General features: G+C 72.4%; 22 protein-coding genes and 2 pseudogenes. 18 read left to right on the forward strand and 6 right to left on the reverse strand.

Annotation, left to right across the window (positions count from 1 at the left end; translation table 11 throughout):
* The first annotated feature begins 18 nt into the window (after positions 1 to 18).
* From IE185_RS00335 to cobI, 4 genes are read left to right on the forward strand one after another with little or no spacing between them, the layout of a single operon-like run.
* On the forward strand, positions 19 to 2034 hold the full coding sequence (locus IE185_RS00335; RefSeq protein ID WP_189714369.1) for a putative cobaltochelatase: 2016 nt from the start codon (positions 19 to 21) through the stop codon (positions 2032 to 2034).
* Complete coding sequence (cobO, locus tag IE185_RS00340; protein ID WP_138897085.1) at positions 2034 to 2633, forward strand: cob(I)yrinic acid a,c-diamide adenosyltransferase; 600 nt, start codon at positions 2034 to 2036, stop codon at positions 2631 to 2633. The genes IE185_RS00335 and cobO overlap by 1 nt, the downstream gene beginning before the upstream one ends.
* The gene (locus tag IE185_RS00345; RefSeq protein ID WP_138897084.1) at positions 2627 to 3973 is read left to right on the forward strand and encodes a cobyrinic acid a,c-diamide synthase CobB; all 1347 of its coding nucleotides are present in this window, start codon (positions 2627 to 2629) and stop codon (positions 3971 to 3973) included. Before cobO ends, IE185_RS00345 begins: the two co-directional genes overlap by 7 nt.
* On the forward strand, positions 3970 to 4749 hold the full coding sequence (cobI, locus tag IE185_RS00350) for a precorrin-2 C(20)-methyltransferase (protein WP_138897083.1): 780 nt from the start codon (positions 3970 to 3972) through the stop codon (positions 4747 to 4749). Before IE185_RS00345 ends, cobI begins: the two co-directional genes overlap by 4 nt.
* Positions 4750 to 4751: 2 nt before the next feature.
* Here cobI and IE185_RS00355 read toward each other — a convergent pair whose 3' ends face one another.
* The gene (locus tag IE185_RS00355) at positions 4752 to 5474 is read right to left on the reverse strand and encodes a ZIP family metal transporter (protein WP_138897082.1); all 723 of its coding nucleotides are present in this window, start codon (positions 5472 to 5474) and stop codon (positions 4752 to 4754) included.
* An 86-nt stretch (positions 5475 to 5560) separates the two neighbouring features.
* Between IE185_RS00355 and cobM the strand changes: the two are divergent.
* From cobM to cobC, 6 genes and pseudogenes are all read left to right on the forward strand, one after another.
* Positions 5561 to 6373: pseudogene (gene cobM / locus IE185_RS00360) on the forward strand (precorrin-4 C(11)-methyltransferase); the annotation flags it as partial.
* 101 nt (positions 6374 to 6474) lie between these two features.
* Complete coding sequence (gene cbiE / locus IE185_RS00365) at positions 6475 to 7749, forward strand: precorrin-6y C5,15-methyltransferase (decarboxylating) subunit CbiE (RefSeq protein WP_138897081.1); 1275 nt, start codon at positions 6475 to 6477, stop codon at positions 7747 to 7749.
* Entirely contained in the window at positions 7746 to 9656 is a 1911-nt protein-coding gene (gene cobJ, locus IE185_RS00370) for a precorrin-3B C(17)-methyltransferase (protein WP_138897080.1), read from the forward strand. Before cbiE ends, cobJ begins: the two co-directional genes overlap by 4 nt.
* Complete coding sequence (locus IE185_RS00375; RefSeq protein WP_189714371.1) at positions 9656 to 10303, forward strand: precorrin-8X methylmutase; 648 nt, start codon at positions 9656 to 9658, stop codon at positions 10301 to 10303. Before cobJ ends, IE185_RS00375 begins: the two co-directional genes overlap by 1 nt.
* Entirely contained in the window at positions 10300 to 11202 is a 903-nt protein-coding gene (locus IE185_RS00380) for a sirohydrochlorin chelatase (RefSeq protein ID WP_138899377.1), read from the forward strand. The genes IE185_RS00375 and IE185_RS00380 overlap by 4 nt, the downstream gene beginning before the upstream one ends.
* A complete protein-coding gene (gene cobC / locus IE185_RS00385; protein ID WP_138899376.1) occupies positions 11186 to 12259 on the forward strand; it encodes an Rv2231c family histidinol phosphate aminotransferase CobC in 1074 nt (357 codons plus the stop codon). Before IE185_RS00380 ends, cobC begins: the two co-directional genes overlap by 17 nt.
* 68 nt (positions 12260 to 12327) lie before the next feature.
* Here the strand turns inward: cobC and IE185_RS00390 are convergent, their stop codons facing one another.
* Together IE185_RS00390 and IE185_RS00395 are read right to left on the reverse strand one after the other, a co-directional pair.
* Positions 12328 to 13317 carry an SCO1860 family LAETG-anchored protein gene (locus tag IE185_RS00390; protein WP_373303670.1) on the reverse strand — a complete coding sequence of 330 codons (990 nt, stop codon included), beginning with the start codon at positions 13315 to 13317 and terminating at the stop codon, positions 12328 to 12330.
* A gap of 197 nt (positions 13318 to 13514) precedes the next feature.
* Positions 13515 to 14609 (reverse strand): amidohydrolase family protein, encoded by a 1095-nt coding sequence (locus IE185_RS00395; protein WP_138898552.1) that lies wholly within the window; start codon positions 14607 to 14609, stop codon positions 13515 to 13517.
* A 76-nt stretch (positions 14610 to 14685) separates the two neighbouring features.
* Here IE185_RS00395 and IE185_RS00400 point away from each other — a divergent pair, with 76 nt between their 5' ends.
* From IE185_RS00400 to thpD, 5 genes are all read left to right on the forward strand, one after another.
* Positions 14686 to 15792, forward strand: coding sequence for a pyridoxal-phosphate-dependent aminotransferase family protein (locus IE185_RS00400; RefSeq protein ID WP_138898553.1), 1107 nt, complete (start codon positions 14686 to 14688; stop codon positions 15790 to 15792).
* 301 nt (positions 15793 to 16093) lie between these two features.
* The gene (gene ectA, locus IE185_RS00405; protein WP_138898554.1) at positions 16094 to 16624 is read left to right on the forward strand and encodes a diaminobutyrate acetyltransferase; all 531 of its coding nucleotides are present in this window, start codon (positions 16094 to 16096) and stop codon (positions 16622 to 16624) included.
* Between the two features lie 51 nt (positions 16625 to 16675).
* Entirely contained in the window at positions 16676 to 17944 is a 1269-nt protein-coding gene (ectB, locus tag IE185_RS00410) for a diaminobutyrate--2-oxoglutarate transaminase (RefSeq protein WP_138908304.1), read from the forward strand.
* 106 nt (positions 17945 to 18050) lie between these two features.
* Positions 18051 to 18449: an ectoine synthase gene (locus IE185_RS00415; RefSeq protein ID WP_069929355.1), complete on the forward strand. Its 399-nt coding sequence runs from the start codon at positions 18051 to 18053 to the stop codon at positions 18447 to 18449.
* Positions 18450 to 18452: 3 nt separating this feature from the next.
* Positions 18453 to 19367: an ectoine hydroxylase gene (thpD, locus tag IE185_RS00420; protein ID WP_138896028.1), complete on the forward strand. Its 915-nt coding sequence runs from the start codon at positions 18453 to 18455 to the stop codon at positions 19365 to 19367.
* Between the two features lie 68 nt (positions 19368 to 19435).
* Here thpD and IE185_RS00425 read toward each other — a convergent pair whose 3' ends face one another.
* From IE185_RS00425 to IE185_RS00435, 3 genes and pseudogenes are all read right to left on the reverse strand, one after another.
* Positions 19436 to 20491: an aminotransferase class V-fold PLP-dependent enzyme gene (locus IE185_RS00425; protein ID WP_189714373.1), complete on the reverse strand. Its 1056-nt coding sequence runs from the start codon at positions 20489 to 20491 to the stop codon at positions 19436 to 19438.
* A gap of 69 nt (positions 20492 to 20560) precedes the next feature.
* A pseudogene (locus IE185_RS00430) lies at positions 20561 to 21066 on the reverse strand (DsbA family oxidoreductase); the annotation flags it as partial.
* A 406-nt stretch (positions 21067 to 21472) separates the two neighbouring features.
* Positions 21473 to 22813 carry a tetratricopeptide repeat protein gene (locus tag IE185_RS00435; RefSeq protein ID WP_138896026.1) on the reverse strand — a complete coding sequence of 447 codons (1341 nt, stop codon included), beginning with the start codon at positions 22811 to 22813 and terminating at the stop codon, positions 21473 to 21475.
* A gap of 131 nt (positions 22814 to 22944) precedes the next feature.
* Between IE185_RS00435 and IE185_RS00440 the strand changes: the two genes are divergently transcribed.
* Genes IE185_RS00440 through IE185_RS00450 form a run of 3 tightly spaced genes read left to right on the forward strand, consistent with a single transcriptional unit; the run spans position 22945 to position 23809 of the window.
* Entirely contained in the window at positions 22945 to 23196 is a 252-nt protein-coding gene (locus IE185_RS00440; protein WP_138896025.1) for a hypothetical protein, read from the forward strand.
* The gene (locus IE185_RS00445; RefSeq protein WP_170198317.1) at positions 23193 to 23369 is read left to right on the forward strand and encodes a hypothetical protein; all 177 of its coding nucleotides are present in this window, start codon (positions 23193 to 23195) and stop codon (positions 23367 to 23369) included. Before IE185_RS00440 ends, IE185_RS00445 begins: the two co-directional genes overlap by 4 nt.
* Entirely contained in the window at positions 23366 to 23809 is a 444-nt protein-coding gene (locus IE185_RS00450) for a UCP032817 domain-containing protein (protein WP_138896024.1), read from the forward strand. The genes IE185_RS00445 and IE185_RS00450 overlap by 4 nt, the downstream gene beginning before the upstream one ends.
* Positions 23810 to 23859 lie beyond the last annotated feature (50 nt).

The raw sequence follows: 23859 nt of genomic DNA on the forward strand, positions 1-23859 counted from the left end.
TGAAGTGGAGGCTTCCTCGTGAGTACGCCGTACCCCTTTACCGCCATCGTCGGCCAGGACGACCTGCGGCTCGGACTGCTGCTGAACGCCGTCTCGCCCGCCGTCGGCGGTGTGCTCGTGCGGGGCGAGAAGGGCACCGCCAAGTCGACCGCCGTGCGCGCCCTCGCGGCGCTGATGCCCGAGGTCGCGGTGGTCGCCGGGTGCAGGTTCTCCTGCGACCCCGGCTCCCCCGACCCGGCGTGCCCGGACGGGCCGCACGAGGCCGGGGGCGGAGTGTCGCGGCCGGCGCGGACGGTCGAACTGCCCGTCGGCGCCTCCGAGGACCGGCTCGTCGGCGCGCTCGACATCGAGCGGGCGCTGGCCGAGGGCGTCAAGGCGTTCGAGCCGGGTCTGCTGGCCGACGCCCATCGCGGGATCCTGTACGTCGACGAGGTCAACCTGCTGCACGACCACCTGGTCGACCTGCTGCTGGACGCCGCCGCGATGGGCGCGTCGTACGTGGAGCGGGAGGGCGTGTCCGTGCGGCACGCCGCGCGGTTCCTGCTCGTCGGGACCATGAACCCCGAAGAGGGCGAGCTGCGACCGCAGTTGCTCGACCGGTTCGGGCTGACGGTGGAGGTGTCCGCCTCCCGGGACACCGATCAGCGGGTGGAGGTCGTGCGGCGCAGGCTCGCGTACGACGACGACCCCGCCGGGTTCGCCGCGAAGTGGGCCGGTGAGGAGGCGGCGCTGCGGGCCCGGATCGTGGCCGCGCGGGCGCTGCTGCCCGAGGTGCGCCTCGGGGACGGGGCGCTGCGGCAGATCGCGGCCACCTGCGCGGCCTTCGAGGTCGACGGGATGCGGGCCGACATCGTGATGGCCCGTACGGCGACCGCGCTGGCGGCCTGGGCGGGTCGCACCGACGTGCTGGCCGAGGACGTACGGCAGGCCGCGCTGCTCGCGCTGCCGCACCGGCGGCGGCGCAACCCCTTCGACGCGCCGGGGCTGGACGAGGACAGGCTGGACGACACGCTGGAGCAGAACAGCGGGTCCGACGACGACGATCCTGATCCTGATCCTGACGGGCCCGGCGGGGGCGGCCGGCCGCCGCAGGGCGACGGCGACGGTTCGCCCGAGACGCCGGAGGGGGACCAGCCCGGTGAGGCCGAGCCCGAGGCCGGAGAACGGCAGCAGGCGCCCGCGGGGTCCGGCGGGGAGCAGGCCGCCGCGCGGGCCGGGGAGCCGTTCCGCACGAAGACGCTGAGCGTGCCGGGTCTGGGCGAGGGGGCGGCCGGCCGCCGTTCCCGCGCCCGTACCGAGCACGGCCGTACGACCGGGGCCCGCCGGCCGCGGGGCGCGCTCACCAAGCTGCACCTCGCGGCGACCGTGCAGGCCGCCGCGCCGCACCAGCGGGCGCGGGGGCGCAGCGGGCGCGGGCTCGTGGTGCGGCGGGACGATCTGCGGCAGGCGACGCGGGAGGGGCGCGAGGGGAACCTCGTGCTGTTCGTCGTGGACGCGTCCGGTTCGATGGCCGCCCGGCAGCGGATGAGCGCGGTGAAGGGGGCCGTGCTGTCGCTGCTGCTCGACGCGTACCAGCGGCGGGACAAGGTCGGGATGGTGACGTTCCGGGGCAAGGACGCCGAGCTGGTGCTGCCGCCGACGTCGTCCGTCGACGCGGCCGCCGTCCGGCTGGAGACGCTGCCCACGGGCGGCCGTACGCCGCTGTCCGCCGGGCTGCTGAAGGCGCACGACGTGCTGCGGGTGGAGCGGCTGCGGGACCCCTCGCGGCGGCCGTTGCTCGTGGTCGTGACCGATGGGCGGGCGACGGGCGGGCCGGAGCCGGTGGCGCTGGCGGCGCGCGCGGCCCGGCTGCACGAGGTGGAGGGCGTCGCCTCGGTGGTCGTGGACTGCGAGTCCGGACCGGTGCGGCTGGGGCTCGCCGGTGAACTGGCGCGGGAGCTGGGCGGCACGGCCGTCACGCTCGACGAACTGCGGGCCGACAGCATCGCGGGGCTCGTCAAGGACGTACAGGAAACCAACAGGAGGGCGGCCTGATGCCGCAGGGACAGCCGAGCGTCGTACCGGACGACGGACTCACCACGCGCCAGCGGCGCAACCGGCCGCTGGTCGTCGTGCACACGGGCATCGGCAAGGGCAAGTCGACCGCCGCCTTCGGGCTCGCGCTGCGCGCCTGGAACCAGGGGTGGCCGATCGGGGTGTTCCAGTTCGTCAAGTCGGCGAAGTGGAAGGTCGGCGAGGAGAACGCGCTGAAGGTGCTGGGCGCGAGCGGCGAGGGCGGGTCCGTCGCCTGGCACAAGATGGGCGAGGGCTGGTCCTGGGTCCAGCGCGACGCGCAGCTCGACAACGAGGCGGCGGCGCGCGAGGGGTGGGAGCAGGTCAAGCGGGACCTGGCCGCCGAGACGTACAAGCTGTACGTGCTCGACGAGTTCGCGTACCCCATGCACTGGGGCTGGGTGGACACCGACGAGGTGGTCGAGGTGCTGCGGGACCGGCCCGGGACCCAGCATGTCGTGATCACCGGGCGCAACGCTCCGGACAAGCTCGTCGAGGCCGCCGATCTGGTGACGGACATGTCCAAGGTCAAGCACCCGATGGACGCGGGTCAGAAGGGGCAGCGGGGCATCGAGTGGTAGCACGTCTCGTCGTCGCCGCCCCGTCGTCGGGCAGTGGGAAGACCACCGTCGCGACGGGGCTGATGGCTGCCTTCGCGGCGGCCGGACTCGCCGTGTCGCCGCACAAGGTGGGGCCGGACTACATCGATCCCGGGTACCACGCGCTGGCCACCGGCCGCCCCGGCCGCAACCTCGACGCGTACCTCTGCGGTACGGAGCTGATCGCGCCGCTCTTCGCGCACGGCGCGGCCGGGTGCGATCTCGCCGTCGTCGAGGGTGTGATGGGGATGTACGACGGTGCTTCCGGGCACGGTGAGCTGGCGTCCACCGCTCAGGTCGCGAAGCTCCTGCGGGCGCCGGTCGTGCTGGTGGTCGACGCGTCGTCGCAGTCGCGGTCGGTGGCGGCGCTGGTGCACGGTTTCGCGTCCTGGGACCCCGAGGTGCGGATCGGCGGCGTGATCCTGAACAAGGTGGGGTCCGCGCGGCACGAGGAGTTGCTGCGGGAGGCGCTCGACGCGTCGGGCGTGCCGGTGCTGGGCGCCCTGCGGCGCGAGCGTCAGGTGCGGACGCCTTCCCGGCACCTGGGGCTCGTCCCGGTCGCCGAGCGGCAGTCGGAGGCGGTCGACGCGGTCGCGGCGCTGGCGGAGCAGGTGCGGGCGGGCTGCGACCTTCAGGCGCTGCTGGCCCTGGCGCGCGGCGCGCCGGAGCTGGGTGCGGACGCCTGGGACCCGGCGGCCCGGGTCGGGGGCGCGGTGAGCGGGCGGCCGGTGGTCGCCGTCGCGTCCGGGGCCGCGTTCACGTTCTCGTACGCCGAGCACGGCGAACTGCTCGCCGCCGCCGGCGCCGAGGTCGTGCCGTTCGACCCGCTCCGCGACGCGCGTCTGCCCGAGGGGACGCGTGGGCTCGTCATCGGCGGCGGGTTCCCCGAGGTGTACGCCCCGGAGCTGTCCGGCAACGAGCCGTTGCGCGCGGCCGTCGCCGAACTGGCCCGCTCGGGCGCCCCCGTGGCCGCCGAGTGTGCCGGGCTGCTGTACCTCTCCCGGTCCCTCGACGGGCAGCCGATGTGCGGGGTGCTCGACGCCGAGGCGCGGATGTCGCAGCGGCTGACACTGGGGTACCGCGAGGCGGTCGCCGTGTCGGACAGCTCGCTGGCGGCCGTCGGGACCCGGCTGCGCGGGCACGAGTTCCACCGGACGGTGATCGAGCCCGGGGCGGGCGCGGCTCCCGCGTGGGGGATGCACCTGCCGGAGCGGCGGGTCGAGGGGTTCGTACAACTGGGTGTGCATGCGAGTTATCTGCATACCCACTGGGCTGCCGAGCCAGGGATGGCCATGAGATTCGTCGAGAGGTGTGCGGGATGAGCGGGTTGAACGGCGTGAACGGCGCGGAGGGCGCGGACGGCCCGGTCACGAGGCTGACCGGTGTCGGTGTCGGGCCCGGTGATCCCGAGCTGGTGACCGTGAAGGGCGTCAATGCCTTGCGGGACGCGGCCGTTGTGGTCGTACCGGTGATGGACAGCGGCGAGCGCGGGCGGGCCGAGGCGACCGTGCTGCACTACGTCGAGGCGGCGAAGGTCGTCCGGGTCGTCTTCGCGCTCAACGAGCGCGAGGACCGGGCGCGGCGCGAGGCCGCCTGGGACGCGGCCGGTACGCGGGTCGCCGAACTCCTGCGGGCGCACGGGTCGGTGGCGTTCGCGACGATCGGCGACCCCAACGTCTACTCGACGTTCACGTATCTCGCGCAGACGATCGCGGCTCTGGTGCCGGGGACGGAGGTCGTGACCGTGCCGGGCATCACCGCCATGCAGGATCTGGCCGCCCGCAGCGGGGCCGTACTGACGGAGGGGACCGAGCCGTTGACGCTGGTTCCCGTGACGGCCGGGGCCGCTGTGCTCAAGGAGGCCCTGGAGGGCCCCGGGACCGTCGTGGCGTACAAGTTCGGGCGGCTCGCGGGTGAGGTGGCGACCGCGCTGCGCGAGACGGGACGTACCGAGGACGCGGTGTGGGGCTCGGCGCTCGGGCTGCCCGGAGAATCGATCCGGCCCGCCGCCGAGCTGGCGGAGGGCGGGTCCCTGCCGTACCTCTCCACGCTGATCGCGCCCGCGCGGCGCGAGGGCGGCCGCGGGGGCAAGTTGTGAGATCAGTGCGCGATGCCCACCACGAGCCAGATGAACGCCACCCCCGCAACGGTGCACAGCAGCGTGGAGCGGGCGGGGTGTGTGTGGTGTGCCTCGGGCAGGATCTCGGCGGCCGCGAGGTAGAGCAGCGCGCCGCCGAAGAAGCCCAGATAGCTGCCGAGAAGTTCCTCCGGAAGGGTGAAGAGCAGAGTGGACGCCGCGCCCGCCACCGGGGCCACCGCGTCCGCGAACAGCATCGCCAGGGCTTTGCGGCGGGCGTTCCCGTACAGGCTGGTGAGCGTGTACGTGTTGAACCCGTCGGCGAAGTCGTGGGTGACGACGGCGAGCGCCACGGTCGTTCCCATGCCCTCGTCCACCTGGAAGGCTGCCCCGATCGCGATGCCGTCCATCAGGCTGTGCCCGACCATCGCGCCCGCCGCCGTGAGTCCGACCTGGGGGACTCTCCCCTCGCTCGCGCCGTGCGCCGCCCGGCGTACGGCGAGGAGGCGCTCCACCAGGTGGGCCACCAGGAAGCCGCCGACGAACAGCAGAAGGGCCTGCGGTACGCCGAACACCTCGCCGCCCGCGGCCTCCAGCGCCTCCGGCAGGAGTTCCAGGCCGACGACGCCGAGCATCAGCCCGCCGGCCAGGCCCAGCACGAGGTGGCGGCGGTCGGTGACGCGCTGCGCCACCCAGCCACCGAAGAGCGTCATGAGGAACGCGCCGAGCGCGACGAACACCGCCATGTGCTCTTGCTAGTCGATTGACCCCCCGCTCCGCACATCCGAGTTCACACCCGCTTCACCCCTGAATCCCGAGAGGACCTCCACTCATGGCCGATGCCCCCACCGGCAAGGTGACCTTCGTGGGCGCCGGCCCCGGCGCCGCCGACCTGCTGACGTTCCGTGCCGCGCGCGCCATCGCCGACGCCGACGTGGTGATCTGGGCGGCGAGCCTCGTGCAGGCCGAGATCCTGGAGCACGCGCGGGAGGGCGCCGAGATCCTGGACTCCGCAGCGATGTCCCTGGAGGACGTGGTGGCGGTGTACGAGCGGGCGCTGCGGGACGGACTGAAGGTGGCCCGCGTGCACTCCGGCGACCCGGCGCTGTGGGGCGGCACGCAGGAGCAGGTCGACCGGTGCGACGAGCTGGGTCTTGACGTCGAGATCGTGCCGGGAGTCTCGTCGTTCTCGGCGGTCGCCGCGATCGCGCAGCGCGAGCTCACCATCCCCGAGGTGGCGCAGTCCGTGATCCTGACCCGGCTCGGTGGCGGCAAGACGCCGATGCCGCCCGGCGAGGAGGTGCGGGAGTTCGCGCGGCACGGCACGACGATGGCCGTCTTCCTGTCGGCGGCCCGGTCCGGGCAGCTGACGGCGGAGCTGCTGGAGGGCGGCTACCCGACGGACACCCCGGTCGTCATCGCCTACCAGGTCACCTGGCCCGAGGAGTTGGTGCTGCGCTGCACCATCGCCACGCTGGAGGAGACGGTGAAGGAGCACAAGCTCTGGAAGCACACGCTCTTCCTGGTCGGTCCGGCCCTGTCCGCCTCCGGCACGCGCTCGCACCTCTACCACCCGGGCCACTTCCACGGGTTCCGCCGCGCGGACCGCACCGCGCGGGCGGCGCTGCGCGCGGAACGGAAGTCCGCCGAGGTGAGCGCGGAGTCCGCGGCGGGTGCGGGATCCGGCGCGGGTGCGGGGTCCGGCGCGGTGACCGCCGCGGGGCCGGGGGCCGGGAAGACCGGCTCATGATCACTGTTTTCGGTACGGGGACGGGCGTCCCGCTCGGCCCCGACGCCCGTGCGGCGCTCGACGCCGCCGGGCTCGTCGTCGGCGGGCGTCGGCACCTGGACGCCGCCGGGCTGCCCGACGGTGCGGCCCGGGTGGTGCTGGGGCCGCTGGCGCCCGCGCTGGATGCGGTCGCGGAGTACCTGGCCAAGGCGGCGGAGGGTACGGAGGCCGGGGTCGTGGTGCTGGCCTCCGGTGATCCGGGGTTCTTCGGGATCGTACGGGCACTGGCGGAGCGGTTCGGCGCCCACGCCCTGGACGTACGGCCGGGGGCGCCCTCCGTCGCCGTGGCCTGCGCGCGGCTCGGGCTGCCGTGGGACGACGCGGTGGTCGTGAGCGCGCACGGGCGCGAGCTGCGGACGGCCGTCAACGTCTGCCGGGCGCACCCGAAGACGGCCGTGCTGACCGGGCCCGGCGCCGGACCGGCCGAACTGGGCGCGGCGCTCGCCCGTACCGGCATCGCGCGCACCCTCGTCGTCGCGTCCGCTCTCGGCGACGCGGACGGCGGCGAGAGCGTCGAGCGTCTGTCCCCCGGCGAGGCGGCGGCCCGCGACTGGCCGGCGGCGGTCAGCGTCGTCGTGTGCCTGGACGAGTCACGGGCGCTCGCGCCGACGCAGCGGACGGTCGCCGGGCGGGGCGTCGGTCCGGCCCAGTGGGCGCTGCCCGAGGCGGCGTTCGAGCACCGCGACTCGATGATCACGAAGTTCGAGGTACGGGCGCTGGCGCTCGCCCGGCTCGGCCCGCGGCTGGGCGACCTGGTGTGGGACATCGGTGCCGGTTCGGGGTCCATGGCCGTGGAGTGCGCGCGGCTGGGGGCGGCGGCGATCGCGGTCGAGAAGACCGGCGACGGCGTGGAGCGGATCCGCGCCAACGCCGCCGCGCACGGGGTCGACGTACAGACCGTGCACGGCGCGGCGCCGACGGTGCTGTCCCAACTGCCCGAGCCCGACGCGGTGTTCGTCGGAGGCGGCGGGCGTGAGCTGCCCGCGATCGTGGCGGCGTGCGCGCGCCGGGCGCGGCGCACCGTCGTGGTCGCGCTGGCGGCGCTGGACCGGGTGCCGGCGGTACGGGCGGCCCTGGCGTCCGCCGGGTTCGAGCCCGAGGGCGTACTGCTGCAGTCGTCGCGCCTCGCGCCGCTGCCCGGGGACGTGACCCGGCTCGCGGCCGCCAACCCTGTCTTTCTGCTGTGGGGCCACCGTCCCGCGGAACCGGCAAGTGAAGGAGCAGTTCAGTGATCGGCCTCATCTCCGCCACGGCGGCAGGCGCCGTGGCCCGCGACCGGCTGGCCGCGGCCTGGCCCGGTCGTACGCGGGTGTACGACGGTCCGGTGCGGGAGGCGGTCGGGCGCGCCTTCGCGGAATGCGACCAGCTGGTGTGCTTCCTCGCCACGGGCGCGGTCGTACGGCTCGTCGCCCCCCTCCTCTCGGACAAGGCGTCCGACCCGGGCGTCGTGTGCGTCGACGAGGCGCAGCGCCACGCGGTGTCGCTCGTCGGCGGCCACGGCGGCGGCGCGAACGCGCTGGCGCTCGCGGTGTCGGGCGTCCTGGGCTGTGCCCCGGTCGTCACGACGGCCACGGACGCCACCGGCATACCCGGCCTGGACACCCTGGGCTGGCCCGTGGAGGGCGCGACGGCGGCGGTGACCCGCGCGATCCTGGACGGCGCCCCCGTCACGCTGGAGGCGGACGCGGTGTGGCCGCTGCCGCCGCTGCCGGGGAACGTGGCCCCGGCGGGTACGTCGGCGGGGACGACGACACGCGTGGCGCCCGGTGCCTCGGCGGCCGGTGGAGGGGCGCCCGGCGCGGAGCCCGCCGTCAGCCTGGCCGAGGCGGCGGCGATCGCCTCCGTGCCGGTGGGCGGGCTGCCCGGCGCCATGGCGGCGACCGTCGCGGCCGGTGTCGTCGCCGAGGCGGCCGTGGCCGAAGCTGCGGAGAAGCGGTCGCCGGACGCGCCCGCCGTGGTGCGCGTCAGCGACCGGGTGCTCGATCTCGGGGAGCGCGAGGTCGTGCTGCGGCCGCCGTCGCTCGTCGTCGGCGTCGGCGCCAGCAAGGGCGCGCCGGCCGACGAGGTGTCCGGGCTGATCGAGGAGACGCTGGCGGAGGCGGGGCTCTCGGTGCGTTCCGTCGCCGCGCTCGCGACCGTCGACGCCAAGGCCGAAGAGGCCGGGATCGTCGAGGCGGCGGCCCGGCTGGGCGTGCCGTTGCGGACGTACGCCGCCGAGGAACTGGCCCGTATCGACGTGCCGAACCCCTCGGGGGCCCCGCTCGCCGCCGTCGGCACCCCCTCCGTCGCGGAGGCGGCGGCGCTCGTGGGCGGCGGTGAACTCCTCGTCCCGAAGCGGAAGTCGGCCCCCGAGGGCCGGGTCGCGATGGCCACCTGCGCCGTCGTGCGCAAGGAGCCGCGCGGCCGCCTCGCGGTCGTCGGGCTCGGCCCGGGCGCACGCGATCTGCTGACGCCGCGCGCCCGCGACGAGATCCGGCGCGCCTCGGTGCTCGTCGGGCTCGACCAGTACGTCGACCAGATCCGCGACCTGCTGCGCCCGGGCACCCGGGTGCTGGAGTCGGGGCTCGGCGCCGAGGAGGAGCGGGCCCGTACCGCCGTCGCCGAGGCACGCGCCGGGCACGCGGTGGCGCTCATCGGGTCGGGCGACGCGGGGGTGTACGCCATGGCGTCGCCCGCGCTGGCCGAGGCGAGCGACGACATCGACGTCGTCGGCGTGCCGGGGGTGACGGCGGCGCTGGCCGCCGCCGCGATCCTGGGGGCTCCGCTCGGGCACGACCACGTCTCGATCAGCCTGTCCGACCTGCACACGCCGTGGGAGGTCATCGAGCGGCGGGTACGGGCGGCGGCCGAGGCGGACATCGTCGTCACGTTCTACAACCCGCGCAGCCGGGGCCGCGACTGGCAGCTCCCCAAGGCGCTGTCGATCCTCGCGGAGCACCGCGAGCCGACGACGCCCGTCGGGGTCGTGCGCAACGCCTCGCGACCGGACGGAACAAGCCGCCTCACGACGATCGCCGCGCTCGACCCGGCGACCGTGGACATGATGACCGTCGTGGTGGTCGGCAACACCGCCGCGCGCGAGATCGCCGGCCGCATGGTGACACCGCGCGGCTACCGCTGGCAGACGGAGGGTTCGTGATGACGACGCAGCCGACGCAGACGGCCGGGACGGGGACGGGCGGCAGGGTCGTCCACCCCATCGAGCAGGAGTCGTTCCGGCGCCTGCGCGCCCGCCTCGACACGTCGCACTTCGCGCCGCTGACGCGGGCCGTCGTGGAGCGGGTCATCCACTCGGCGGCGGACCTGGAGTACGCCACCGACCTGGTCTGCGACGAGCGGACGCTCGAAACCGCGCACGCCGCGCTGCACGCCGGCGCGCCGGTCGTCGTGGACGTGGAGATGGTCGCGGCGGGCATCACCCGGCGCGAGACCGTGTGCCGCCTGAAGGAGGCGAAGGCCGGCCCGGACCTGACCCGCAGCGCGCACGCGATCAGGCTGGCGTACGAGCAGGTGGGGCCCGGCGCCCTGTGGGTGATCGGGTGCGCGCCCACCGCGCTGGAGGAGCTGCTGCTCCTGGACGCCGATCCCGCGCTCGTCATCGGGCTGCCCGTCGGTTTCGTCGGTGCGGCCGAGTCCAAGGCGGCCCTGCGCGAGAGCGGGTTGCCGGCGGTCAGCAACGTGTCGGAGAAGGGCGGTTCGGCGGTCGCGGCGGCGGCCCTGAACGCCCTGCTCTACACCCCTCTCGCACGCCCCACCGCCACCCCCCTCACCAAGGAGAACGCGTGACCACCACGCCCCCCGCACTGCTGATCGCCGGTCACGGCACCCGCGACGAAGCAGGAGCCGGAGCCTTCCGCGACTTCGTCGAGGAACTCGGCCGGCGCCACCCCGAACTGCCTGTCGCGGGCGGCTTCATCGAGCTGTCCCCGCCGCCGCTCGGCGACGCGGTGACCTCGCTGGTCGAGCGGGGCGTCTCGCGCTTCGCGGCCGTGCCCCTGATGCTGGTCTCCGCCGGGCACGCCAAGGGCGACATACCGGCCGCGCTGACCCGCGAGAAGGAGCGCCACCCGGGCATCTCGTACACCTACGGCCGTCCGCTCGGCCCGCACCCGGGTCTGCTGGCCGTGCTGGAGCGGCGGGTCGACGAGGTGCTCGGCGGCCTGGACCGCTCCGAGGTGACCGTGCTGCTGGTGGGGCGTGGCTCGACCGATCCGGACGCCAACGCCGAGGTGTTCAAGGCGGCACGACTGTTCTGGGAGGGACGGGGGTACGCGGGTGTGGAGACCGCATTCGTGTCGCTCGCCGCGCCCGACGTGCCGAGCGGACTCGACCGCTGCACCAGGCTCGGGGCGAAGCACGTCGTCGTCCTGCCGTACTTCCTCTTCACCGGGATCCTGCCGGACCGGGTGCGGGAGCAGACGCGGGACTGGGCCGGGGCGCACCCCGACACGGTGGTGACCTCGGCCGATGTGATCGGCCCCACCGAGGAGTTGATGGACCTCGTGATGGAGCGCTACCAGGAGGCCGTGAAGGGCGACCTGCGGATGAACTGCGACTCCTGCGTCTACCGGATCGCCCTGCCCGGCTTCGAGGACAAGGTGGGGGCGCCGCAGCAGCCGCACTTCCACCCGGACGACGACGGGCACCACCATCACCACCACGGCAGCCATGCACACGCCCACTGAGGCCGGCACGGACTCCCCTGCCCACGATCTGCGGCACCACGGGGACGCCGAGGTCCGCGAGGGCGGTCTCACCGACCTCGCGGTCAATGTGCGGGCCGGCACTCCCCCGGCCTGGCTCAAGGCCCGGATCGCCGCGTCCCTCGACACGCTCGCGGCCTACCCGGACGGGCGCGCCGCGCGCGCGGCGGTCGCCGAGCGGCACGGGCTGCCGGTGGAGCGGGTGCTGCTGACGGCGGGCGCGGCGGAGGCGTTCGTGCTGCTGGCGCGGGCGCTCGCGGTGCGGCGGCCCGTCGTCGTGCACCCGCAGTTCACGGAGCCGGAGGCGGCGCTGCGGGACGCGGGGCACGACGTCGGGCGGGTGCTGCTCCGCGAGGAGGACGGGTTCCGGCTCGGCCGGGGCGACGTCCCCGAGGACGCGGACCTGGTGGTGATCGGCAACCCGACGAACCCCACGTCCGTCCTGCACCCGGCGGACGTCGTCGCCGCTCTGGCCCGTCCCGGGCGGACGCTGGTGGTCGACGAGGCGTTCATGGACGCGGTGCCGGGCGAACCGCAGGCGCTGGCGGGGCGCACGGACGTGCCGGGCCTCGTGGTGCTGCGGAGCCTGACGAAGACGTGGGGCCTCGCGGGCCTGCGCGTCGGGTACGTCCTGGCCGATCCGCAGATCATCGGCGCGCTGGAGCGTGCGCAGCCGCTGTGGCCGGTCTCGTCGCCGGCGCTGACCGCCGCCGAGGCGTGCGTCGGTCCGGCGGCGCTGGCGGAGGCGACGCGCGCCGCGCAGCGGGTGGCGGCGGACCGGGCGCATCTGCTGGCCGGGCTGGCGGAGTTCGAGGAGGTGCGGGTGGTCGCGGGAGCCGAGGGGCCGTTCGTCCTCGTACGGATGGAACGGGCCGACGAGGTACGGATCCGCCTGCGCGGCCTCGGCTTCGCGGTGCGGCGGGGCGACACCTTCCCGGGGCTCGACTCGCGGTGGCTGCGCCTGGCCGTACGCGACCGCGTCACGACCGGCCGCTTTCTCCAGGCGCTGGACCAGGCGCTGACGCTGGTGGGGCGCTGAGGGGCTCTCCCCGCTCCGGGCAGGGGCGGGCAGGGGGACTCCCTCCCCACGGCCCGCCCCGCCCCCCGTCAGGCCCCGTCGCGTGAGCGGCGGCGCTTCGTCACGGCCAGGGCGCCGCCGCCGGCCGCCAGCAGCAGCGCCGCGCCGCCCGCCAGGTACGGGGTGGCCGAACTGCCGCCCGTCTCCGCGAGGTTGCGCCCGGCGGCCGTCTGGGGCTGCACGTCCGGGGCGGCGGGCGCGGTGGGCTCACCCTTCGGTTCCTCCTTCGGCGGCTCCTGCGCCGCCGGCGCCTTCGGGGACTCGCACGTGGCGGCGGCGAGGGTGACCGTGCCGTCCACCTCGGCGACGTTCAGCTTCAGCGGGTTCACCGACACCTTGAGTTCGAGCGCGGTGGCAGCCGCCGTGCGGGAGGTGGTGTGCGTCTTCGACAGGTCGAGCGTCACCTCGCCGACCGCCGGCACCTCGACCCGTGTCGGTCCTCCGGCCGACAGGGTGACCTTCCTGCCCAGGACGGTCACCGCGCCGAGCACGTTCGACTGCGCCACCGGCCGTTTGCCCGCCTCGCACAGCGCCTTCGAGGTGACCTTCTCGACCTCGACGAGCGAGAGCAGCGGCAGCCCCGGCACATGGACCCTGGCGTGCGCGACGTTGACGTGCCCCTCGGCCTTGTGGGCGTCGGCCGTCGCCTTCGCGGTGGCCACGTCGGCGCGCAGCACGCTGACCGGGTTGTCCTGCTCCACGCCGTCCAGCCGGACTGTGAGCGCGGTCTTCTCGGCATTGCCGGGGGCCTTCACCTCGTTGAGCGAGGCGGTCAGCGGTACGTTGACGGTCTTGTTGAGCAGGGAGACGCCGAGGTCGGTGCGAAGCACCGCGGCGCCCGCCGTGCCCCCGCCGTCACCGGTGGCGTGCGCCGGGGCGGCGAGCAGCAGTGCGGCGGGGCCGGCGGCCAGGGCGACCGCGGCGGCGGCCACCGAACGGCGCGTGGACCGGCGTACGGGCCGGTGTGCGGACCGGCGCGTGGACCGGTGTGCGGGCATGCTGAAGAAGGTGCTGTTCAAAGCGGTGGTACCCCCACGAGTGACGCGGCGCCGCCCGGCGCACTCCACGGGGACACGTGAGCGCCGGGGCGGCTGAGACACAGGAATACTTACGCACTTGGAGTGAACGGTCAGCCACGCGGGGTGAGTTCACTCCTTCGTGGGGTTTCCGGCCTCGCATTCGAATGCGGCCGACGTGCCGCGCACGCCCGTTCCCGTCAGCCCGCGACGATCCGTCCGTTCAGGATGATCCGGCTCGGCGCCGCGAGCACCCGTACGTCCGCGCGCGGGTCCTCGTCGTACACCACCAGGTCGGCGGGGGCGCCCTCCTCCAGGCCCGGGCGTCCGAGCCAGCGCCGCGCGCCCCACGCCGTCGCGGACAGGGCCTCGATCGGCGGGATGCCCGCCTTGACCAGCTCCGCGACCTCGTCCGCCACCAAGCCGTGGGCGAGCGAACCGCCCGCGTCCGTGCCGACGAAGACCGGGATGCCCGCGTCGTACGCCGCGCGGACCGTGTCGTACCGGCGCGCGTGCAGCGCGCGCATGTGCGCCGACCAGCGCGGGAACTTCGCCTCGCCGCCGTCCGCGAGGTGTGGGAACGTACCGATGTTGACGAGGGTCGGGACGATCGCGACGCCCCGCTCGGCGAAGAGCGGGATGGTGTCCTCGGTGAGGCCGGTGGCGTGCTCGACGCAGTCGATGCCCGCTTCGACGAGGTCGCGCAGCGACTCCTCGGCGAAGCAGTGCGCGGTGACGCGCACGCCGAGCCGGTGCGCCTCGGCGATGGCCGCCTCGACTTCGCCGCGCGGCCAGCACGCGCCCAGGTCCCCGGTCTCGCGGTCGAGCCAGTCGCCGACGAGCTTGACCCAGCCGTCGCCGCGCCGCGCCTCCCGGGCGACGTACGCGACCAGGTCGCCCGGCTCGATCTCGTGGGCGTAGTTGCGGATGTAGCGGCGGGTACGGGCGATGTGCCGGCCCGCCCTGATGATCTTCGGCAGGTCGGCCCGGTCGTCGATCCAGCGGGTGTCGGACGGCGACCCGGCGTCACGGATCAGCAGCGTGCCCGCGTCCCGGTCGGTGAGCGCCTGCTTCTCGCTGGTCGCCTCGTCGACCGGACCGTGCCGGTCGAGGCCGACGTGGCAGTGCGCGTCGACGAGGCCGGGCAGCGCCCAGCCGTGGACGACGGGCACGTCGCGTACGCCGAGGGGCCGTTCGTACGTGATCCGGCCGTCCACGGCCCACAGCTCGTCCCGTACGTCGTCGGGCCCGGCGAGCACCCGCCCTTTCACCCGCAGCACCATGCGCTCACTCATGCACAGCACTCTACGAGGGTCCGGTTACGCTCGGCCGGGAGAGATCGAACATCCGAAGATCGAAGAGAGCTCCACCGTGACACACCCGCTTCTTGACCTGGCCCCGCTGACCGCCGCGCACTTCGCGGCCATCGAACGCCGGGTCGCCTCGCTGCTCTCCACCGAGCAGGACGTGGTCATCACGCAGGGCGAGGCGCTGCTGCCCCTCGAAGGCTGCATCCGCTCCGGCGCCCGTCCCGGCTCGGCCGCGCTGAACGTGGTGACCGGTCCGTACGGGCAGACCTTCGGCAACTGGCTGCGCGACTGCGGGGCGGCCGTCTTCGACCTGACCGTGCCGTTCGACACGGCGGTCACCGCCGAGCAGATCGCGCGGGCGCTCGACGAGCACCCGGAGATCGACTTCGTGTCCCTGGTGCACGCGGAGGCCGCGACCGGCAACACCAACCCGGTGGCGGAGATCGGTGAGGTCGTACGGTCCCACGGCGCCCTCTTCATGCTCGACGCGGTCGCCTCGGTGGGCGCCGAGCCGCTGCTGCCCGACGCCTGGGGCGTCGACCTGTGCGTGATCGGGGCGCAGAAGGCCATGGGCGGGCCGGCCGGGGTCTCGGCGGTGTCGGTGAGCGAGCGGGCCTGGGAGCGGTTCGCCGCGAACCCCGCCGCCCCGCGCCGCTCGTACCTCTCCCTCCTGGACTGGAAGGAGCGGTGGATCGACGGCGGCCGCAAGGCACTGCTGCACGCGCCGGCGCAGCTGGAGATGCTGGCGCTGGAAGCCTGCCTGGACCGGATCGAGGCGGAGGGGCTGGGCGCGGTGGAGGCCAGGCACCGGGCCGCCGCGACGGCCGCGCGGGCGGGCGCGATCGCACTGGGCGGCGGTCTTGAGCCGTACGTCCACGCGGCCCGGGAGGCCGCTCCGGTCGCCACCACGCTGCGCACCCCCGAGGGGGTGGACGCGTCGGTGGTGGTCGCGAAGGCGCTCGCCGCCGACCCGTCGCTGCCGCTGATCGCGGGTGGCGGGGCGCTGTCCAAGGAGATGATCCGGGTCAATCACTACGGCGTCGACGCCCAGCGGGGCGTGGTCGAGTCGTCGCTCGCCGCACTCGGCGCGGCACTGAGCGAGGCGGGTGCGCGGGTCGACTTCGAAGCTGCCCGAAAGGCTGTGACGGAAACGTGGCCGAGCGCATGACTTCTTTGAATTCAGTGAATTAACGGATAACGGGAAGCTGCTTTATCAGCACAGCTTCCCGTTTTCTTCTGCCCCGTTTCCCCGACCGTAAACGCCAAGGTTTCAACAAGAAATCGGCTCGGTTTCGACGGTGTGACAGACCCCACAACGGAGGCGATTTGCCCGGTTATTTACGGTCAAATCGCCCACATTTGCTGTCTGCTCGCGTGAAGAACGGTCTCGCGCGATAACACAGATCTGGCGCTCGGCCAACCCCTTCCGACGATGCACTTTTTGAATTTGCTCGGTAAATTCCCTCCGCATGACCGCCGCACCAGCAGACCTTGCAAGTGCCCGAAGCGAATTCCTGCAGATCGAAGCTCCGCGAGTGGAGGACGGAGCCGCGATCTGGCGCATCGCCCGCGACTCCCAGGCCCTGGACCTCAACTCCTCGTACAGCTATCTGCTGTGGTGCCGCGACTTCGCGGCGACGTCCGTGGTGGCCAGAGACAGCCCCGGGGGTGAGCCGATCGCCTTCATCACCGGCTACATACGCCCCGAGCGCCCCGAGACCCTCGTCGTGTGGCAGGTCGCCGTCGACCACGACCACCGCGGCCGCGGGCTGGCCGGCACGCTCCTGGAGGCGCTGACCGAGAAGGCCGCCGCCCGGGGCGTGACCACGATCGAGACGACCGTGACCCCGGACAACACCGCTTCCAACCGGCTGTTCACCGCGTACGCCGAGCGGCGCGGAGCGGGTCTTGAGCGCGAAGTGCTCTTCGACGGCGGGCTGTTCCCCGAGGGAACCCACCTGCCCGAGGTGCTGTACCGCATCGGCCCCATCGCTTCCTGAGCAGCCCTCCCCCCTTCCCCACGCTTCCCCCCTCTCTCCCAGGAGACCGCCGTGACCATCACCCCTCCCGCCCTGAGCGTCTTCGAGACCCTGGAATCCGAGGTACGCAGCTACTGCCGCGGCTGGCCCGCCGTGTTCGACCGCGCGCAGGGCAGCCACCTGCACGACGAGGACGGCCACACCTACCTCGACTTCTTCGCCGGCGCCGGGTCACTCAACTACGGCCACAACAACCCGGTGCTGAAACGGGCGCTCATCGACTACATCGAGCGCGACGGCATCACGCACGGCCTGGACATGGCGACGACCGCCAAGCGCGCGTTCCTGGAGACCTTCGAGAACGTGATCCTGCGGCCGCGCGACCTGCCGTACAAGGTGATGTTCCCGGGCCCGACCGGCACCAACGCCGTGGAGGCCGCGCTGAAGCTGGCCCGCAAGGTCAAGGGCCGCGAGTCGGTGGTGTCCTTCACCAACGCCTTCCACGGCATGTCGCTCGGCTCGCTCGCCGTCACCGGCAACGCGTTCAAGCGGGCCGGCGCCGGCATCCCGCTCGTGCACGGTACGCCGATGCCGTTCGACAACTACTTCGACGGCCAGGTCGAGGACTTCCTGTGGTTCGAGCGGCTGCTCGACGACCAGGGTTCGGGCCTCAACAAGCCCGCCGCCGTGATCGTCGAGACGGTCCAGGGCGAGGGCGGCATCAACGTCGCCCGCGCCGAGTGGCTGCGCGCGCTCCAGGACCTGTGCCACCGCCAGGACATGCTCCTGATCGTCGACGACATCCAGATGGGCTGCGGCCGTACGGGCGGCTTCTTCTCCTTCGAGGAGGCCGGCATCACGCCGGACATCGTCACCCTGTCGAAGTCCATCAGCGGCTACGGCATGCCCATGTCGCTGTGCCTGTTCAAGCCGGAACTGGACGTCTGGGAGCCGGGCGAGCACAACGGCACCTTCCGGGGCAACAACCCGGCCTTCGTCACCGCCACGGCCACGCTCAACACGTACTGGGCCGACGGCCAGATGGAGAAGCAGACGCTGGCCCGCGGCGAGCAGGTCGAGCGCGCCCTGCTGTCCATAGCCGACGAGAACGCCGAGGCCGGCGTGAGCTTCCGGGGCCGCGGCCTGGTCTGGGGCATGGAGTTCGCCGACAAGACGCGCGCCACCGCCGTCTGCCGCCGCGCCTTCGAGCTCGGCATGCTGCTGGAGACCTCGGGCCCGGAGAGCGAGGTCGTGAAACTGCTGCCGGCGCTCACCATCTCCCCCGATGAGCTGGACGAGGGGCTGAGCATCCTGGCCCGCTCGGTCCGCGAGACCGCCTGAGGTCCCACCTCCCGACGCCGCGACTCCCGGCGTCCGTACGCCAGACGCCCTGAACACCCCGCGTGTTCGAGGCAGTACCACGCACCACAGAAGGGCTCGACTCACCGTGATCGTCCGATCGTTCAAGGACATAGAGGGAACCGACCGCCACGTGAAGGCCGCTTCCGGAACCTGGGAGAGCAAGCGCATCGTGCTCGCCAAGGAGAAGGTCGGCTTCTCGCTCCACGAGACCGTGCTGTACGCGGGTACGGAGACGTCGATGTGGTACGCGAACCACATCGAGGCCGTGCTCTGCACGGAGGGGGAGGCCGAGCTCACCAATGACGAGACCGGCGAGACCCACTGGATCACGCCGGGCACGATGTACCTGCTGGACGGCCACGAGCGCCACACCATGCGCCCCAAGACCGACTTCCGCTGCGTATGCGTCTTCAACCCTCCCGTCACCGGACGGGAGGACCACGACGAGAACGGTGTCTACCCGCTGCTGACCGAGGAGGTCTGAACCATGACCGACGTACTGACCGCACAGACCCGGACCCCCCGCGCCGACCTGTACCCGACGCGCGGCGCCGCCGAGGTGACCACCCCCCGCCAGGACCCGGTCGTCTGGTCCGCGCCCGGCGCGCCGGGTCCGATCGAGCCCGCCGAACTCATGGGCTTCGAGCGGGACGGGTTCCTCACCGTCGACCAGCTCATCACCCCGGAAGAGGTGTCGCTCTACCGGGCGGAGCTGGACCGGCTGGTCAGCGACCCGGGGGTGCGCGCGGACGAGCGCTCGATCATCGAGCCGAAGTCGCAGGACGTACGGTCGGTCTTCGAGGTGCACCGCATCAGTGAGCTCTTCGCGCGGCTCGTGCGGGACCCGCGGGTCGTCGGCAGGGCCCGTCAGATCCTCGGCTCGGACGTGTACGTCCACCAGTCGCGGATCAACGTCAAGCCGGGCTTCGGGGCGTCGGGCTTCTACTGGCACTCCGACTTCGAGACGTGGCACGCCGAGGACGGGCTGCCGAACATGCGGACCGTGTCCGTCTCGATCGCGCTGACCGAGAACTACGACACCAACGGCGGCCTGATGATCATGCCGGGGTCGCACAAGGAGTTCCTGGGCTGCGCGGGAGAGACGCCCAAGGACAACTACAAGCGGTCGCTGCAGATGCAGGACGCCGGCATCCCGTCGGACGAGGTGCTGACGCGCATGGCGGACCGCCACGGCATCCGTCTCTTCACGGGCAAGGCCGGCTCGGCGACCTGGTTCGACTGCAACGCGATGCACGGCTCGGGCGACAACATCACGCCGTACGCGCGCAGCAACGTCTTCATCGTCTTCAACAGCGTGGAGAACACGGCGGTCGAGCCGTTCGCCGCCCCCGTACGCCGTCCCGAGTTCATCGGCGCGAGGGACTTCACGCCGGTGAGGTGAGGGCCGCGTACGGACGCACGTGATCGCCGGGCGGGCTTGGTGCGAACCGGGCCCGCCCGGCGGCGTGCTCAGCCCGCGAGCACGTCCAGCGTCCGGTCCACGTCGGCGATGGTGTTGTAGAGGTGGAACGACGCGCGCAGGTTGCCCGCCCGGACGGACACGGCGATGTCCGCCGCGGCGAGCGCGTCGACCCGGTGCGCGAGGCCCGGGACGGAGACCACCACGGAGTCGCCGGGGATCGGCGTGTGGCCGAGCGACACGAGCCCTTCGCGGTAGCGCGCGGCGAGCGCGAGGTCGTGCTCGCGCACGTTCTCGATGCCGATCTCCTCCAGGAGCGCGAGGGAGTGCTCGGCCCCGGCGTACGCGACGAAGGGCGGCGGCTCGTCGAACCGGCGCGCACTGCGCGCCAGTTGGCCGACCGGGCCGTAGGTGCTGCCCCAGACGTCCTCGCCCGCCAGCCACCCGGCGTGGATCGGGGTGAGGGACTCCTGCGCCTCTTCGGTGACGGTGAGGAACGACGTGCCGCGGGGCGCCAGCAGGTACTTGTAGCTTCCGGTGACCGTGTAGTCGAAGAGCCCGGCGTCGAACGGGAACCAGCCCGCCGCCTGGGTCGCGTCGACGAGCGTACGGGCGCCGTGCGCGGCGGCTGCCGCCCGTACCGCCGGCAGATCGGCGGTACGTCCGTCGGCGGACTGCACCGCCGAGCAGGCCACCAGCGAGGTCTCGGGACGCACGGACTCGGCCAGCTCCTCCAGCGGCACGTACCGCATCTTGAGGTCGCCGCGGACCGCGAAGGGGTTGATCACCGAGGAGAAGTCTCCCTCGGGGCACAGGACTTCGGCCCCGGCGGGCAGGGAGGCCGCGATCAGGCCGACGTGGACGGACACCGCGGTACCCACGGCGACGCGCTCTTCGGGGACACCGACGATACGGGCGAAGGAGGCCCGTGCGGCGGCCACCGGGCCGAAGTCGAACGTGTCGCGTCCGGTGGCGTTCTGCTCGGCCGCGGCCTTCACGGCCGCGACCGTGCGACGGGGCGACAGGCCGCAGGACGAGGTGTTCAGGTAGGTCGTCTCCGGCGCGAACTCGGCGGCCACGACCTCGGTGAGAGTCAAAGGCTTCATGGCCCTACTCTGCTACGCCGCCAACTCCCCGTCCATTGCGTATCTTTGCCGCCTGACTCCAAGTGACGCTTATACGTCGCACGCCCCTGTGGCGTCGCACGTCTCGCCGCCCGCGCCGATGGTGGCCAGGGGCGTGCCGGCGCGGCTCTCCCAGGCCTGCTCCAGCGCCTGGGTGAAGACCTCGGCGGGCTGGCCGCCGGAGATCCCGTAACGCCGGTCCAGCACGAAGAACGGCACTCCGCTCGCCCCAGCTCGGCGGCCTCGCGCTCGTCGCCGCGCACCTCGTCGGCGTACGCGCTCTCGTCCTCGAGGACGGCACGCGCCTCGTCGGGGTCGAGCCCGGCCTCGACGGCCAGGTCGAGCAGGACCCGGGCGTCGAAGACCGACCGCTCCTCGGCGAAGTTGGCGCGGTAGGCGAGATCGAGCAGCCCGTTGTGCCGGCCGCGGGCCCGGGCGAGGTGCAGCAGCCGGTGGATGTCGAAGGTGTTGCCGTGGTCACGGCCCTCGGCCAGATAGGCGAGCCCTTCGGCGTGCGCGTGGGAGGCGACCTGCTGCTCCATCGCCAGCACCTCCTCGTTCTGGGGTTCCCCGTCCCGAGTCGGAATACTCGGTGATCCAAAGCCGCTGGGTTCCGTTCGGGTCGTCCTCCGGGTCATCCCGGAAGAACCACCGCAAAGTGCCCCGTTGTCCCGCCGTCGGTCGGACCACTCGAACCGAAAACCCTGTGCTTACTCGGTATCGCCCAACGTGCGTGCCATGATGACTCATCCTCCATCGATCGGTCGTATCAGTTGCAACCTAGGAAAGTTCCCAGGTTGGCCAGCTAGACAAGCCGGTCAACCCGAACCGCGCTCATATATGGCGGATCGTCAGACCCTTGCGTGGGCACGCCCTGTGAACCGAAGGCGTGAGCGGGCTGAAACCTGAGCCGACGGGCGGGTGCAGGCCAGACGCGCCAAAGGTTTCAGGCCCCTTTGATTCCTAGGCGGGGATCAAGTTCGGGGGCGTCACCAGCCGTGCGCGTTCGTGCAGGTCCCGCGCTGTGGGGTTCTTCAAGTAGGGGCGGATGCGGCTGTGCATTGCGGTGATGCTGCGGTCGCACTGCCCAGACTGCACGAGTGGGTATATCTCCAGCACATTCCGCCACGTCTCGCACGCCGACTCCAAGTGGCCGACCTCTAGTTGCCGTTCGGCCAGCATGGACAGATAGCGAATGCTTGTCCGTCGAAACGTGCTGGGTCGCAGTCGCTTCGATTCCTTGAGTGATTCGACGGAACCCGCCATATCCCCAAGTTGGTACCGCACTTGCCCGACGTGGTACGCCAGCGAGGAAGGGTTGTAAGACCCGAAAGTCTTCGACTGCGACTCGGCCTTTTCCATGGCCGTCTCAGCCTCCCGGATGCACTGTAGGGCCATGCGCTTGTTTCCCTGCTGCGCGGCTGCGTGCGCCTGCTGTCCGGCGAGGAAAGCGCGCATTCGGGGCCCGGCCTGCGGGGAAGTGGCGGCGGCAGCGTCAGCGAGGCGCAATGCTTCGGCCCCTTGCCCGAGGTCCACGGCCTGAACGCTCATACCCCGGAGAGTGGTACAGAACGTGAGGTGATCCTCGGATGCCCCGGCGAGTTCAAGCGCTTTCAGGTAGTAGCACTGTGCCATTCCGTGTACGCCCTCGTCCACGGCCATGTAACCCGTGAGGTATGAGAGATCCGACGCGGCGGCCATCATCGCCTTACGGACATCGTCCGGAGCGTCAGCGCGCAGATAGGGGGCCACCGTGTTGACCAAGTAGGCGGCAGCCATCGGCCGTGCTGTCCGTCCGCCGAATTGGTCGTCAATGTCTGAGAGGCGTTCGGTCATGGCGATGACCGATTGAACATCGGACATTCCGATGCGCTGAGCCTCGCCCCTTTGGACGGCTTCCGTTCGGCCGACCACGTCCGGCCAATTGGGCACGGTGAGGGCGACAGAGAACAGACCTACTCCGAGCACGCTCCGGCGCGACGGGTCCATATCTTGCCTCCCCAGGTCTAGCAGCCCTTCCACCGTACTGGGGAGCGCGCTGGACTCTTCGGCGGGAGGGCACGGGAATCCCGCTTCGCTGTGCGTGATGGGGCTGCCGAGCTTCCGGGCCAACGCTTCCAGGATCAGCGGGCGGACGGCCTCTTTCGGCATGTGCCCGTTGAGCCACTGATGCACTGAGGGTTCGCGGTATTTGAGAGGCGTCCCCCGCTCGGTGCCCAGCTTGTTGACCTCTTGGGCGAACTGGCGCAGCGTCCAGCCGGTTTCCCGGTGCAGTCGGGCAAGTGATTCGTTGGGACTGGCCACCGGTCATCAACTCCCCACGCGTTCAAGACGCTTAAAGCTCTTAAGTCCTGGCGCTGTCGCAACGGTACCCCTCCCCTGCGGTCACGCGGTTGCCTTCTGTGAGCAGCCGAACGAGCACGAGAGGTGCAGCCATGAGCAGCCCTGAGAGCGCACGTGAGCACCCCCGGGACCGGGAGGCGGGGGAAACGGCGCTGGACGTCTCCACTGGCCGCGTGGGCCGCGTCATGGGCCACGTGGGACCGCGCTACCAACTCCGCCCGCTGAACGGTGGCCAGGAGTGGGAGGCCGACCCGGACAGCCTGAAAGCCGCCTACCAGTCAGACGCCCTGAGCGCCGCTGTAGTCACCGCCAACACGAGCCAGCGGATAAGGGAGCGGATGTGAGAGGGCTCCTCAGGTTCACCCCGGAACAGCGCACGGAGATCGACGCCGGATTGGTGCGGATCTTCGCGGAGCGGGAGGCCCGGGAGTGGGAGGCGGCCATATGGCGTGCGGCTCCCGTCCTCGTTCTACGCGCTGCGGAACAGCTCATCCACCACAAGGAGGCACAGCCATGACGGCAACCGCGAACGACCTTCGGACAGGCCGCGCGCTGGTCAGCTCGGACCTGTTCGACAGCATCGCCGAGTTCACCGTGACCCACTTCGGTTACAACCAGCAGAAGGCGGAGCGCGCGACCGATCAGGCCCTCGCGTTCCTCGCCACGGTCGGCACGGCCACGGTGAAGATGGTCCCGAGTGACGACGTGGACGGCGCGCTGCACGCGTTCATCCTGCACACCGCCGACTACCGCGAGTTCTGCGAGACGCACGCGGGCCGGTTCCTGGAGCACAACCCGCCCCCCGGTGGCGGTGGCCGAGTGCTCGCCGAGGTGCAGGCGACGGCGCACGCGATCAAGGCCAACGGGTTCGTGGTGCTGGATGCGCTGTGGACCGTGAACGGCGAGAACGCGGCGCAGTGCGACTCTGACTGCGGGCGGGACTACCGGGCCGTCTGACGGCCGGCTGAGTCGGACAGGTGATGGGTGGGGCCGGTTCTCCACTACGG

This window comes from Streptomyces chryseus (assembly GCF_014650755.1).
In the GTDB taxonomy this organism is placed as follows: Bacteria; Actinomycetota; Actinomycetes; order Streptomycetales; family Streptomycetaceae; genus Streptomyces; species Streptomyces chryseus.